Origin of the sequence: Serratia sp. C2(1), from assembly GCF_036352655.1 — a bacterium.
Classification (GTDB): domain Bacteria; phylum Pseudomonadota; class Gammaproteobacteria; order Enterobacterales; family Enterobacteriaceae; genus Serratia; species Serratia inhibens.
This window is the reverse complement of record NZ_JAZFBA010000002.1, coordinates 406,080-420,728: the sequence shown is the minus strand read 5'-3', so window position 1 is coordinate 420,728 and position 14,649 is coordinate 406,080. Positions and strand designations below refer to the sequence as shown.

Here is a 14,649-nt window from a genome sequence, read left to right as displayed (position 1 = left end):
AATTACCGTACCTTCAGCGTCGCCAGGCCAATCAGCACCAGCATCAGCGAAATAATCCAGAAGCGCACGATCACGCGCGGTTCCGGCCAGCCCTTCAATTCATAATGGTGGTGAATCGGCGCCATGCGGAAAATACGTTGCCCGCGCAGCTTGAACGATCCCACCTGCAAGATCACCGACAACGTTTCGACCACGAACACGCCACCCATAATCAATAACAGGAACTCTTGACGCAGCAGCACCGCGATAGTGCCCAGTGCGCCGCCCAGCGCCAGTGAGCCGACATCTCCCATAAAAACCTGTGCCGGGTAAGTGTTGAACCACAAAAAGCCCAGACCGGCGCCGACGATGGCGGTACAGACGATCACCAGCTCACCCGCATGACGCAGATAAGGAATGTGCAGGTAGTTGGCGAAATTCATGTTACCGGTCGCCCAGGCCACCAGCGCAAAGCCCGCGGCCACGAACACCGTTGGCATGATCGCCAGGCCATCCAACCCGTCGGTCAGATTGACCGCGTTGCTGGTGCCGACCACCACAAAGTACGCTAACAGTACGTACAACAGGCCGAGCTGCGGCATGATGTCCTTAAAGAACGGCACAACCAGCTCGGTGGCTGGCGTGTCTTTTCCTACGGCATACATGGCGAAGGCGAAAATCAGCGCAATCACCGACTGCCAGAAGTATTTCCAGCGGGCAATAAGCCCCTTGGTGTCTTTACGCACCACTTTGCGGTAATCATCGACAAAGCCGACGATGCCGTAGCCCACCAGCACGAACAGTACGCCCCACACGTAAGGGTTGGACGGATAAGCCCACATCAGCACCGAAATGGTGATGGAGGTCAGGATCATGATGCCGCCCATGGTCGGCGTACCGCGCTTGCTGAAATGCGACTCCGGGCCATCGTTGCGCACGACCTGGCCGAAGGACATCTCCTGCAGGCGTTTAATCACCCGCGGGCCCATCCATAAGGAGAGAAACAGCGCGGTCAGCAGGCTGACAATGGCCCTGAACGTCAGATAGGAGAAGACGTTGAAGCCGGAATAATATTTGACCAAATGCTCGGCCAGCCAAACTAACATGGTGCTTTCTCCTGTAACGCGCGTACTACCTGCTCCATTGCGGCACTACGTGAACCCTTGATTAACACGGTAATTACCGCATGTTCCGACAGTAATTCCGCCACGCGCGCGATCACTGCTGCCTTGTCCTGAAAATGTTCGCCGTTACCGGAAGCTGCGCACAGCGCCTGGCTTAACGGGCCGATACCTATCACTTTATCGACGCCGGCCAACCGAGCGGCTTCACCCACCTGACGGTGACATTCTTCCGCATCCGCCCCCAGCTCAGCCATATCGCCAACCACCATTACGCGGTAGCCCGGCATCTCTGCCAGCACCTGCGCTGCGGCGGTCATAGAGCCGACGTTGGCGTTATAGCTGTCATCGAGCAGCAGTTTGTCTTCGGCAAGCGCAATCGGGAACAAACGCCCCGGCACCCCCTGCAATTGTTTCAGCCCCTGACGCACGGCTTCGAGCGATGCGCCAACCGACATAGCGAGCGCCGCAGCGGCCAGCGCATTGGCCACGTTATGGCGGCCCGGCAACGGTAGCGTTACCGCCGCAGTGCCGAACGGGCTGTGCAGCGTAAATTGCGTGCCCCGGGCGTTCACCAGCACGTCGCTGGCAAAGAAATCTACGCCTTCCGCCGCCTGAGGAGAGAAGCGCCAAACGGTTTTATCGTTCAGCATGCTCTGCCAGTGTGGCCAGTCATTATTGTCAGCGTTGATGATTGCCACGCCGTCAGCCGGCAAGCCGGCAAAAATTTCACCTTTCGCCTGGGCGACGCCGGCCAAAGAGCCAAAGCCTTCCAGGTGGGCAGCCGCCAGATTATTCACCAAAGCAGTCTGTGGCCGCGTCAAGGCCGTGGTATAGGCAATCTCGCCAATATGGTTGGCACCCAGCTCAATCACGGCAAAATCATGCTGCGGCTGCAAACGCAGCAGCGTCAGCGGCACGCCGATATCGTTATTGAAGTTGCCCGCGGTATACAGCACTTCACCGCATTCGCGCAAAATGGCAGCGGCCATTTCTTTCACCGAGGTCTTGCCCGATGAACCGGTTAACGCCACGACGCGGGCCGGCACTTGCCGGCGCACCCAGGCAGCCAGTTGCCCCAGCGCCAGACGCGTGTCTTTCACCACCAGTTGCGGTACGTCCACCAATAAGCGCTTACTCACCAGCAGCGCCCCGGCGCCTGCGGCTACAGCATCTGCAGCGAAGGCGTGAGCATCGAAACGCTCGCCTTTCAGCGCCACAAACAGGCAACCTGCGGTTACCTGGCGGGTATCTGTCGTCACCTCAATAATTTGGCAATCGGCGCCGATCAACTCAGCGCTCAATACATCGGCCAGTGCCTGAAGGGAGACAGGAATCATGCTATTACCCCCAGCAGACGTGCGACGGTGGTACGATCGGAGTAATCCAGGCGTCGGTTGCCCACCAATTGGTAGTCCTCGTGACCTTTACCCGCCACCAGCACCACATCTTGTTCTTTAGCCTGCATAATCGCGCTGGTTACCGCTTCGGCACGGCCGTGGATCACCAGTGCACGCCCGGCATCCAGCAGCCCGGCCAGGATATCGGCGATGATCGCCTGCGGCTCTTCGGTGCGCGGGTTATCGTCGGTGACCACTACGCGATCGGCGAACTGCTCGGCGATGCCGCCCATCAGCGGGCGCTTGCCTTTGTCGCGATCGCCGCCGCAACCGAACACGCACCACAGCTGCCCCAGGCAGTGCAGGCGCGCCGCTTCCAACGCTTTTTCCAGCGCGTCCGGGGTGTGGGCGTAATCCACCACTACCGTCGGTTTGCCTGGCGCGTTGAACACCTCCATACGGCCACACACAGGTTGCAGCCGATTGCCGGTTTCTACCAGTTTGTCCAGCGGATAGTCCAGTGACAGCAACGTAGCCAGCGCCAGCAACAAGTTGCTGACGTTGAAGGCCCCCATCAGGCGGCTTTCAATTTCGCCGTCGCCCCAGCTTGAGCTGAAGCGGACGGTGGCGCCATTATCGTGATAGCTGACCGCAGTGGTTTTCAACCAGCGGCCATGGCAACCCGGTTGCAGGTTATCCTGCATGGTGACCGCCACCGCATCCGGCAATTTGCTCAGCCAGCGCTGACCCACTTCGTCATCGGCGTTGATGATCGCCTGCCCCACTTCGTGGCCGGCAAACAGCGACCACTTGGCCGCCTCGTAATTGGCCATGTCGCCGTGGTAATCCAGATGATCGCGGCTCAGGTTGGTGAACACCGCGGCGGCAAACGGCAGCGCCGCCACGCGGTTTTGCACCAGCCCGTGGGAAGAGACTTCCATTGCGGCGAAGGTGGCGCCCCGATCGACCAGCTCGTTTAATACGTGTTGAACATCCACCGCAGAACCGGTGGTATTCTCAGTCGGGCACACCTGGCCCAGCAAACCGTTACCGACGGTGCCCATCACTGCGCTGGTTTCACCCAACAGTTGACTCCATTGCGCCAGCAGTTGCGTGGTGGTGGTTTTGCCGTTGGTGCCGGTCACGCCCACCAGACGCAGGCGCTCTGCCGGTTGATGGTAAAAACGCCCGGCCAGGGCGGACAAGCGCTGGTTAAGCTGGCTTAGGTAAATCACCGGCACACCGTGCATTTCCGTGATCGTGCCGTCTTCGGCCTGGCCTTCAGCTTCGGCAATCACTGCGGCGACACCCTGCGCGATAGCCTGCGGAATATAGCGGCGGCCATCCGTCTGATGGCCTACAACGGCGACAAACAGATCCCCGGCAGCCGCAATACGGCTGTCTAATGTCATTTCCCGCAGCGCGCGCCCGGGCGCCGTCGGCACCCATGGAGCGAGTAAATCGCGCAAATTACGATCTGCCACCTGAACCCTCTTTTTTATTAATCACTAATTCGCTTTTATCAGCGGTGGGCAACGCGTCCGGTTCGACGTTCATGGTGCGCAATACGCCGCCCATGATGGCGCCGAACACCGGTGCGGAAATTGCACCGCCATAGTACTTCCCACCCTGTGGATCGTTAATCACCACCACCAGAGCGAAACGGGGATTACTGGCCGGCGCGACGCCGGCGGTATAAGCGAGATATCGGTTGACGTATTTGCCATCCGGGCCGACCTTTTTGGCGGTACCGGTTTTAATAGCGATGCGGTAACCCTTGATGGCGGCTTTCACGCCGCCGCCGCCCGGCAGGGCCACGCTTTCCATCATGTGCACCACGGTGCGCACCAGAGGTTCAGGGAAGATGCGTTCGCCGGCAACCGGAGGGTCAACCTTGGTGATCGACAACGGGCGATACACGCCCAGGCTGCCGATCGTTGCGTAGACTCGCGCCAACTGTAACGGAGTTACCATTAGCCCGTAGCCGAAAGAGAAGGTGGCCCTCTCTATGTCAGACCACCGTTGTTTTTTTGGGTATATGCCACTGCTTTCTCCGACCAGCCCCAAATTGGTCGCTTTTCCCAGTCCAAAACGAGAGTAAGTATCTACTAACGCCGAGGACGGCATCGCTAACGCCAGCTTGGTAACGCCAACGTTACTCGACTTCTGCAAGATCCCGGTAACCGACAGCTCCGCATAACGCGCCACGTCTTTAATTTCGTGGCCCTGAATGCGGAAAGGAACGGTGTTCAGCACGCTGTTTTCTTTTACCACACCGTTATGTAACGCTGTCATCACCACCATCGGTTTCACGGTGGAGCCGGGCTCAAAAATATCGGTAATAGCACGGTTACGCATGGTGTCTTTCGGCGTACCGGCCATATTGTTCGGGTTGTAGGACGGGCTGTTGGCCATCGCCAGCACTTCGCCGGTGTTCACGTCGATCAGCACCGCCGTGCCGGATTCAGCCTTGTTGAACGCCACTGCGTTGTTCAGTTCGCGATACACCAGCGCCTGCAGGCGTTCATCGACGCTCAATACCAGGTTATGCGCCGCCTGGCTGTCGACCGAGGAGATATCCTCAATCACCCGGCCATAGCGGTCTTTACGCACGGTTCGTTCACCCGGTTGCCCGGTCAGCCAGCGGTCGAAGCTCTTCTCGACGCCTTCGATGCCCTGGCCGTCAATGTTGGTCACGCCGATAATGTGCGAGGTGACCTGGCCGGCCGGATAGTAACGACGCGACTCCTGACGCAGGTAAATCCCCGGTAGCTTCAGCTTGCGAATGTAATCGCCTACCGCCGGATTCACCTGGCGTGCCAGGTAAACAAAGCGCCCTTTCGGGTTGGCGTTAACTCGGGTAGAAAGCTGATCCAGAGGGATATTCAACGCGTCGGACAGCGCTTTCCAACGGCTGTCCAGCGTAATGCCGCCACGCTCGTTCAGCTCTTTAGGATCCGCCCAAATGGCGTTGACCGGTACGCTCACCGCCAACGGCCGGCCGGCGCGATCGCTGATCATGCCGCGTGAGGTGGGCACCTCTTGAACACGCAGCGAACGCATGTCACCTTCTTTCACCAGGCGGTCCGGATTGATGACCTGCAGATAGGCCACGCGCAGCATCAATCCCACCAGCGCCAGCAAAATACAGCCGCACAGCAACGCAAAACGCCAGCTTACAAAGCTGGCCTGATTTTCCGGGCGTTTCAACTTACCGGGGCGTGCTGCTTTCATGCGTTCCCTTTCTTCTCCGTGTCATGATTTCAGTTAAACTATTCATTGTTTAACTATGATGTTTTCCTGCGATGGATCAACATGTTGCATCTGCAGTTTCTCGGTGGCGATACGCTCGACCCGGCTATGGTCGCCGAGGGCGTTCTCCTCCAAAATCAGGTTGCGCCATTCAATATCCAGAGCATCCCGCTCAAGCACCAACTGCTCGCGTTCAGCGGTCAGCAGGCGGGTACGGTGTGCGGTCGTCACCACAGAAATCGCAGAAATCAGTGAAGCGACCAGTAAAATCAATGGGATCTTGGCATTACGCAGCAGATCGCCGCCAATCACCCCCACTAAACCGTGGCGTTCGTTGCCAATCACGCGGGCATCCTCTCGGCAATGCGCAGTACTGAACTGCGCGCACGTGGGTTTTCCGCCACTTCATCTTGCGAAGGCATCATCTTGCCCAGCGCTTTCAGCGTACGCCCGCCCATACTGCGCAGTTGCTCTTCCGTCAGTGGCAAACCTGCCGGCACCTGGGCGCCACGACTGTGGTGACGCATAAAGCGTTTAACGATGCGATCTTCCAACGAGTGGAAGCTGATGATCGACAGGCGGCCCTGCGGGGCCAGCACTTCCAGCGCACCGTCCAGCGCACGCTCAATCTCTTCCAGTTCACTGTTGATGTAGATGCGAATCGCCTGGAAACTGCGCGTTGCCGGGTGCTTGTGTTTTTCCCGGAACGGACTGGCATTGGCGATCAGATCGGCCAGCTCTTTGGTGCGCGTCATCGGCTCGACACGGTTTCTTTCCACGATCGCGCGGGCAATGCGCTTGGCGAAACGCTCCTCACCGAAGGTTTTCAGCACCCAGGCAATGTCTTCCGCTTCCGCTTTCAGCAACCATTCGGAGGCTGACTGGCCGCTTGATGGGTCCATGCGCATATCCAGTGGGCCGTCACGCATGAAGGAGAAACCGCGTTCTGCGTCATCCAACTGCGGCGAAGAAACGCCCAGATCGAGTAAGACGCCATCAATCTGCCCCACCAATTCGCGTTCCCGCACATAGTGTGACAAATCTGAAAATGGGCCGTGTACGATGGTAAAACGAGGATCTTCAATAGACTTGGCGGCTGCAATCGCCTGTGGATCGCGGTCAATTGCCAACAAACGTCCTTCCGGCCCCAGTTGGGACAGAATCAGACGAGAATGGCCACCGCGACCAAAAGTACCGTCGATATATATGCCGTTACTGCGAATATTGAGACCATTGACCGCCTCATCCAACAGTACGGTGGTGTGTTTATAGTTTTCCAACATGCTTATAGCGACAAGTCCTGTAGCCGCTCAGACAACGGTTCCTGAGTCGACTGTTCTGCGTCAATATCATCCTTGACTTGTTGATACCAGGTCTGTTCATCCCACAGTTCAAACTTGTTGAACTGCCCGACCAGCATCACTTCTTTTGTAAGCCCGGCGTGTTGACGTAGCGTAGTAGCTAGCAACAACCGACCGGCGCTATCCATCTGACACTCACTGGCATGCCCCAACAATAAGCGCTGAACGCGGCGCTCTGCGGGATTCATGCTCGACAGACGGGATAATTTTTGTTCAATAATTTCCCATTCGGGCAATGGGTAAAGCAGCAGGCAGGACTGATGGAGGTCAATGGTACAGACCATTTGGCCTTGCGATTGCTCGTTCAGCAAATCCCGATAACGGGTGGGTACGGCAAGCCGCCCTTTGCTGTCGAGATTAACCATCGTTGCCCCACGGAACATTCCTGAGCTACCCCTTCATGACCGTTTTCACCACTTTACACCACAAATTCCCACATAAGGGAGTTTACGGAGGGTATGAAAACCTTGTCAAGCCAGAGCACCGGCGCTTTGGCAATATTTCTCCCGTCATTTTGGGAGCTGACTCGCGAAAGGAACGTTCTTTATTCAATGAATAAAAATTAACACCCTGATAAACGGGGAGAATTTTCTTAGCGGAAAGAGGGTGATTAAAAACCTGACAAATTGGCGATTAATTAACTCATTACTTCCTTCTGCAATCGATGTCTCATTTTTTAGCTCGGCAATCACAATGCTGTAACCCGCCGCGACCCGCACCGCCCAAGGCCCGGCGTTAACTCCCGCCGTTGACGAAATACGGCATAAGCCATTGAGTTAATAACGCTCAAGGGTTATTGCACTTTAGGTCGGGCGCTATTTTACTTCAATTAAAGCGCCAGTGATAAGCCCGATGAAAAAATAAATCACTCGGATATTACGAGGCTAGCTATTTTCGATTTAAATCAGTTTGGTAAGATTATTCTCAAAATACCTGTTTACAATTATGGTTTCATTTCCTTACATCATTTATTCCCACAATTTTTGCCGTAAAAAAGCCCTTTATAGAGAAAACAAACGTAACGATTTGTTTTTTAATGACAAAACTAAAAAAACTTCATTTTAATCCTTTCGCGCCAGATTCTACCGCCCTCTCCCAGGATAGAAATCAGCCAAGAGCTATAAATAAAAATATTCAGCCACAAAAAAAATATAATCACAGAAAATAGAACCATAAAAATAACAAAAAAAAGAATAAATAACTTAAATAAACAAAACAAACAGAATATCAACCTGCAATTACCGAGGTTTCACCATGCTTTCGCCTGTCTCTTATTGGCGCAGCACCGCCGCCGATACTTTTGCGCTGGGGGTGTACTGCTTCATCGTCGGCATGGCGATAGAAATCCTGGTTTCGGGCAGGCGTTTTCATCAATCACTTTAGTCACTTTCCTCCCGCCTGGTATCGATCCCGGTGAATACCCTGATCGCCTGGCTCTATGGGCACTACCGCGACCTGTCATTCGTCTCGCGAAACGCTTTCATCGCGGGCTATGGCTACAGCGCAACCTCGCCGATTTGCTGGCTTAGGTCAGTTTTCAATCACCAGCGTATGGTGCCATATTATGGAGCCTAGGTGCAGACGAGCAGTAAATTATGACTGCGGTGGCCGGGAATGCAGTGGTATCGATGGTGATGGGCGTAGCCTATGGCTACTTTCTTGACGACTGCAGAAAGCTGTTTCGGGTAACCGGCTATGTGTAAAGCGAAGAGGCAGGCCGCTACGTAGCTATCCTGCCTGTAGTATTTATTTACGGCTCAGACTACCGCGACGGAACAAATTGCGCCGAATGCGCGTCAGGCCAGGTTTAGGCTTGCGCGGCTCATCCAGGCTGGCCAGCACCAGTTCCAGCACCCGTTCAGCGACATCACGGTGGCGCTGCGCTACCGCCAGTACCGGGCACTCAAGAAAGTCCAGCAGTTCGTGATCGCCGAAGGTGGCGATCGCCAGATCGGTCGGCAAACGACCGCGCTGTTTCAACGTCACATCCATGACTCCCTGCAACAGAGAGAACGAGGTGGTGAAAAGCGCCTGCGGCATCGGATGAGTTTTCAACCATTCAGCAAAGAGTACGCCGGCAGCCTCGCGTTCATAACTGTTGGCGTACAGGTAATCGACAGGCCGTTCATCGCCTTCCCATGCCTGGCGAAAACCCTGCTCACGCAGGAAACTGACGGAAAGCTCCGGCAACGCACCCAGATACAGCACCGACTCCGCAGGAAAAGTGCGAAGTTCCTGCGCCAGCGCGAAGGAATCCTCTTGGTCGGCCCCCACCACGCTGATGAAATGCTCGCGATCCAGTGCCCGGTCCAGAGCGATAATCGGCAAAGGATCCTTGGCCCAACGCTGATAGAACGGATGTTCCGGCGGTAAGGCAGTGGAAACGATAATGGCGTCGACCTGGCGTTGCAGCAAGTGTTCAATACAGCGCATTTCGTTATCCGGCTGATCTTCCGAACAGGCAATCAATAGCTGGTAACCGCGCTGACGTGCCTGACGCTCCAGGTAGTTGGCGATGCGGGTATAGCTGGTGTTTTCCAAATCCGGTATCACCAGGCCGATAGAACGCGTTCGTCCGGCGCGCAACCCTGCCGCGACGGCATTCGGGTGATAGTTATGCTCCCTGACCACGGCCATCACTTTTTCGACGGTTTTATCGCTGACACGATACTGCTTCGCTTTGCCGTTGATGACATAACTGGCCGTAGTGCGCGAAACGCCCGCGAGACGCGCGATTTCATCCAGTTTCACGTTAACCCCTTAATGACGCTGAAAATAGAAGTGAAAGCTATGCTCGGATTAACCATCGCATCCCGTGCGGTTATTCAATCCAGCCTCTGCGATCTAACAGCAGAAAACACTGCCTAGCAACCGCTTTTGCCGAAAGGTGCCAGCTAACAGACAAAAAACACCGAAAAACAAAAGGCGCAGCCATGCCGCGCCCTCAGATTATGCCAATATCACGCCTCAGCGCATGATTTTATCGCCGCGCGACACGCCGACGACGCCGGAACGTGCCACTTCGACAATTTCAGCCACTTCACGCACCGCATTGAGAAAAGCATCCAGCTTGTCGCTGGTGCCGGCCAGCTGAACGGTGTAAAGCGTCGCCGTGACATCGACAATCTGCCCACGGAAAATATCGGCGCAGCGTTTTACTTCTTCACGACCATAACCGCTGGCCTGGAGCTTCACCAGCATGATTTCGCGTTCAACATGCGCCCCCTGCACCAATTCGCTGACGCGCAGCACGTCCACCAGCTTATGCAGTTGCTTTTCGATCTGCTCCAGCACTTTCTCATCGCCGACGGTTTGGATGGTCATGCGTGACAGCGTGGGATCGTCGGTCGGCGCCACCGTCAAGCTTTCAATGTTGTAACCACGCTGGGAGAACAGCCCCACCACACGCGACAACGCGCCGGATTCGTTTTCCAGCAATACCGATAAAATACGCCGCATGATCAGGTCCTCTCCGTTTTGCTTAACCACATTTCGTCCATGCTACCGCCGCGGATCTGCATGGGGTAAACATGCTCGGTCTCATCGACGGTGACATCGACAAACACCAGTCGTTCTTTCTCGGCCAATGCCTGAGCCAGTTTGCTTTCCAGCTCATCCGGCGTGCGAATGGCGATGCCAACGTGACCGTAAGCCTCCGCCAGTTTGACGAAATCAGGCAGGGAATCCATATAAGATTGCGAATGACGGCCGGAGTAGATCATGTCCTGCCACTGCTTCACCATGCCCAAATAGCGGTTGTTGAGGTTCACCACGATCACCGGCAGGTTGTACTGCAACGCGGTAGAAAGCTCCTGAATGTTCATCTGGATACTGCCGTCGCCGGTCACGCATACGACGGTCTCATCAGGCAACGCCAGCTTCACGCCCAGCGCAGCCGGCAGGCCGAAGCCCATGGTGCCCAAGCCGCCGGAGTTGATCCAGCGACGCGGTTTGTCGAACGGGTAGTAGAGCGCAGCGAACATCTGGTGCTGGCCCACATCGGAGGTGACGTAAGCGTCGCCTTTGGTCAAACGATGCAGGGTTTCGATCACTGCCTGCGGCTTGATGGTACCGCTGTTTTTGTCATAGCTCAGGCAATCGCGCGCGCGCCATTGCTCTATGGACTGCCACCAGTCGCGCAGCGCATCGAAATCCTGCACCTTATCGTCCTGCGCCAACAGTTCCAGCATCTGGGTCAGCACCTGTTTGGCATCGCCCACAATCGGAATATCGGCGTCGACCGTCTTGGAGATCGAGGTAGGATCAATATCGATATGCAGTACGGTGGCATCCGGGCAGTATTTTGCCAGGTTGTTGGTCGTGCGATCGTCAAAACGCACGCCGACGGCAAAGATCACATCGGAATGGTGCATGGTTTTGTTGGCTTCATAAGTGCCATGCATACCGAGCATGCCGACGCTCTGGCGGTGCGTACCGGGGAAGGCGCCCAGCCCCATCAGGGTGCAGGTCACCGGCAGGTTCAGCTTCTCGGCCAGTTCCAGCAATTCTGCGTCGCAGGCCGAGTTGATCGCCCCGCCGCCAACGTACATAACCGGCTTTTTAGCCGCCAAAATGGTTTGCAGCGCACGCTTTATCTGCCCGCGATGGCCCTGCACCGTCGGGTTATAGGAGCGCATACTCACTTCCTGCGGGTAGGCGTAAGGCATTCTGACCGCCGGGCCAACGATATCTTTCGGCAGGTCGATCACGACCGGCCCCGGGCGGCCGGTTGAAGCCAGATAAAAGGCTTTTTTCAGGATGCCGGGGATATCTTCGGTGCGCTTCACCAGGAAACTGTGCTTTACCACCGGACGGGAAATCCCGACCATGTCGCACTCCTGGAAAGCGTCATAACCAATCAGCGAGCTTGGAACCTGGCCGGAGAGCACCACCATCGGGATAGAGTCCATATAAGCGGTCGCAATGCCGGTAATCGCATTGGTCGCACCAGGGCCGGAAGTCACCAGCACCACACCTACCTCACCGGTTGCGCGCGCATAGCCATCGGCCATATGCACTGCGCCCTGCTCATGACGCACCAATATGTGATCGATTCCTCCGACCGTATGCAGGGCATCGTAAATATCAAGTACCGCCCCGCCCGGATATCCGAATACATGCTTAACGCCCTGATCGATCAACGATCGGACGACCATCTCGGCTCCTGACAACATCTCCATGGGTTTGCCTCCAGGCTTACTTATTCTTGTCTGGCGCCGGAACGTAGCGCCTGTTATGGGGCAATGCCCCAAAATTTTTGTGGATTGATTCTAACTGATTAACATAACGTCAGAATATTGGGCAGGCAAACGGCAAAAAAACTCAACAATAGAGTGGTTATTGCCATGCAGCTGGGGATCAGGGGTTTACAAAAACAATGCACTAGCCGCTGGCGGATCGGGCTAGGCATTGTTTCGAGCAGGCAGGGAATTACAGAACTATATCAGGCAAGAATTATGCTGTTTTTTTAGCCGGACTCGTTGCCCGGCGGCATCCTTAAGCCTGATCCCGGTACATCGAGTCAATTTCATGCTGGTAGCGCTGTAGAATCACCTTACGGCGCAGCTTCAGCGTTGGGGTCAGCTCCCCCAACTCCATCGAAAAGGCCGCCGGCAGCAGGGTAAACTTCTTCACCTGCTCAAAGCGCGCCAGCTCTTTTTGCATGTCGCGCAGGCGGTTCTCGAACATCTCTATAATGTGGCTATTGCGCAGCAGCTCAAGCCGATCCTGATATTTCAGATTGATGGATTTCGCATACTCTTCCAGCGACTCAAAGCTGGGTACTATCAAGGCCGAAACGAATTTACGCGCATCGGCGATGATCGCCACCTGCTCGATAAAGCGATCCTGAGCCAGCGTGCCTTCGAGCATCTGCGGGGCAATGTATTTTCCACCGGAGGTTTTCATCAAATCCTTCAGACGTTCGGTAATAAACAGGTTACCGGCCTCGTCAATCGCCCCGGCGTCACCGGTTTTCAGCCAACCGTCCTCGGTAAAAGAAGCGGCGGTTTCCAGTGGCTTATTGAAATAACCACGCATCACAATGGGGCCGCGTACCTGGATCTCATTCTCTTCGGCAATACGTACCTCAACTCCCGGCAAGGGTTTGCCGATGGATCCAAAGCGGAAATTGCCCTCTTCCCAGCAGGAAACGGTAGCGCAAGTCTCGGTCATGCCGTAACCGTATTTGATGTTGACGCCCATCGCCTGGAAAAAAAGAATGACATTGTCGTCAAGTTTGGCGCCTGCCGCCGGCAAGAAACGCACCCTTCCGCCGAGGATCCCGCGCAACTTGCTCAAGACCAGCTTGTCGGCCCAACGGTGTGAAAGGCTGAACAACTTGCCCAACGGCTTACCGGCGCGCTCCTGCAGGAACTTGCGTTCACCACAGACGATCGCCCAATGGAACAGCGCACGACGCAACCAGGGCGCATGCGCTACCTTTTCATGCACCGCACTAAATATTTTTTCGTAGAAACGGGGTACCGCGCACATCAACGTCGGGCGTACCGCCGTCATGGCTTCACGCACCCAGTCAGTATTCGGCAGATACACATTCTGTGCGCCACTGTGCATGATGAAGAAGCTCCAGATGCGCTCAAATACGTGTGATATAGGCAGGAAGCTGAGGGAAACATCCTCCTCGTTCACCGTTAGCCGTTCGTCATGCAGATAAAGTTGCGCGGCCAAATTGCTGTAATCCAGCATCACTCCCTTTGGCTCGCCGGTGGTGCCGGAGGTATAGATCAGGGTGAACAGATCCCGCAAATCGCATTCCGCAACACGCTGCAGCAGCTGAGGTTTGAAGGCCTCAACATCTGCCCCGCGCTCAAAGGCGCTCAGGCGTTGAGCAATATCGCACCCGCGCAGATCGGTAGCGTCGTCAAACACGATGATATGTCTCAACTGCGGGCATACGCCACGCAGCGCAATGGCCGCATCTAACTGCGCCTGCTCGCCGACGAAGAGAATGCGGATATCCGCATCATTAATGATAAATGCCGCCTGGGCAGGCGTATTGGTGGCATAAAGCGGTACGCTCACCGCCCGCAATTGCAGAATAGCCAAATCCGCCAGCGACCACGCCATGCCATTATTGGCAAAAATCGCGATGCGTTCTTGCACTTCTGTCCCCAGCGCCAGCAATGCACTGGCGATGCGGGTAATGTGGGTATCGACCTGCCCCCAGGTGAGTTGCGTCTCGCCATCAGGAGACCATTGGCGAAAAGCTGTGCGATCGGCACGATGGGAAACTTGGCGCTGTATACGCTGAGTCAGATGGTATTGCAGCAAATTATTGATCATAGCGCTCTAAGCCTGAAATGAATCAAACAGTTAACCTCGAACAGAACATTTCACTCTGCATCTCAGCTTACACGTGTTTACTTTTTTCGCGCAGTCTACCTACTCTCTGGCGGGGGGAAAAGAGATTTCAGCGTAGAAGTGTGAGCCAAAACTCAGCTTAAGTTCATCCTCCTTCAGATTGGGCAAAGCGGCAGTGAAAAGATTTTATACCGGCGACAAAATGCGGCCCCTGCGGGCCGTCGATTCGAATCAGTTTAAAACACCAATAAAAATAATAAATACAGAATATAA

General features: G+C 55.5%; 11 protein-coding genes and 1 pseudogene. 1 reads left to right on the top strand and 11 read right to left on the bottom strand.

From position 1 onward, the window contains the following. Positions 1-2 precede the first annotated feature (2 nt). The 7 genes from mraY to mraZ are packed head-to-tail and all read right to left on the bottom strand — an operon-like array spanning position 3 to position 7,436. Positions 3-1,085: a phospho-N-acetylmuramoyl-pentapeptide-transferase gene (gene mraY / locus V2S86_RS17505; RefSeq protein WP_004950137.1), complete on the bottom strand. Its 1,083-nt coding sequence runs from the start codon at positions 1,083-1,085 to the stop codon at positions 3-5. Next, complete coding sequence (gene murF / locus V2S86_RS17500) at positions 1,079-2,440, bottom strand: UDP-N-acetylmuramoyl-tripeptide--D-alanyl-D-alanine ligase (protein ID WP_330763475.1); 1,362 nt, start codon at positions 2,438-2,440, stop codon at positions 1,079-1,081. The genes mraY and murF overlap by 7 nt, the downstream gene beginning before the upstream one ends. Then, on the bottom strand, positions 2,437-3,924 hold the full coding sequence (murE, locus tag V2S86_RS17495; protein ID WP_330763474.1) for a UDP-N-acetylmuramoyl-L-alanyl-D-glutamate--2,6-diaminopimelate ligase: 1,488 nt from the start codon (positions 3,922-3,924) through the stop codon (positions 2,437-2,439). Before murE ends, murF begins: the two co-directional genes overlap by 4 nt. After that, on the bottom strand, positions 3,911-5,674 hold the full coding sequence (locus tag V2S86_RS17490) for a peptidoglycan glycosyltransferase FtsI (protein WP_006317603.1): 1,764 nt from the start codon (positions 5,672-5,674) through the stop codon (positions 3,911-3,913). The genes murE and V2S86_RS17490 overlap by 14 nt, the downstream gene beginning before the upstream one ends. A gap of 42 nt (positions 5,675-5,716) precedes the next feature. Beyond that, a complete protein-coding gene (gene ftsL / locus V2S86_RS17485) occupies positions 5,717-6,037 on the bottom strand; it encodes a cell division protein FtsL (protein WP_330763473.1) in 321 nt (106 codons plus the stop codon). Continuing rightward, the gene (rsmH, locus tag V2S86_RS17480; protein ID WP_006317602.1) at positions 6,034-6,975 is read right to left on the bottom strand and encodes a 16S rRNA (cytosine(1402)-N(4))-methyltransferase RsmH; all 942 of its coding nucleotides are present in this window, start codon (positions 6,973-6,975) and stop codon (positions 6,034-6,036) included. Before rsmH ends, ftsL begins: the two co-directional genes overlap by 4 nt. A gap of 2 nt (positions 6,976-6,977) precedes the next feature. Then, positions 6,978-7,436 (bottom strand): division/cell wall cluster transcriptional repressor MraZ, encoded by a 459-nt coding sequence (gene mraZ, locus V2S86_RS17475; protein WP_004950128.1) that lies wholly within the window; start codon positions 7,434-7,436, stop codon positions 6,978-6,980. Positions 7,437-8,307: 871 nt separating this feature from the next. Here mraZ and alaE point away from each other — a divergent pair. After that, positions 8,308-8,756, top strand: a pseudogene (gene alaE, locus V2S86_RS17470) (L-alanine exporter AlaE). Between the two features lie 43 nt (positions 8,757-8,799). On the opposite strand, the gene cra reads toward alaE, so the two are convergent. The 4 genes from cra to V2S86_RS17450 all read right to left on the bottom strand — a co-directional run bounded on the left by cra (position 8,800) and on the right by V2S86_RS17450 (position 14,358). Then, positions 8,800-9,804 (bottom strand): catabolite repressor/activator, encoded by a 1,005-nt coding sequence (gene cra / locus V2S86_RS17465; protein WP_004950124.1) that lies wholly within the window; start codon positions 9,802-9,804, stop codon positions 8,800-8,802. 216 nt (positions 9,805-10,020) lie between these two features. After that, entirely contained in the window at positions 10,021-10,512 is a 492-nt protein-coding gene (gene ilvN / locus V2S86_RS17460) for an acetolactate synthase small subunit (protein WP_004950121.1), read from the bottom strand. 2 nt (positions 10,513-10,514) lie between these two features. Further along, positions 10,515-12,233, bottom strand: coding sequence for an acetolactate synthase 3 large subunit (gene ilvI / locus V2S86_RS17455; protein WP_330763472.1), 1,719 nt, complete (start codon positions 12,231-12,233; stop codon positions 10,515-10,517). 316 nt (positions 12,234-12,549) lie between these two features. Beyond that, positions 12,550-14,358, bottom strand: coding sequence for an AMP-dependent synthetase/ligase (locus V2S86_RS17450; RefSeq protein WP_330763471.1), 1,809 nt, complete (start codon positions 14,356-14,358; stop codon positions 12,550-12,552). Positions 14,359-14,649 lie beyond the last annotated feature (291 nt).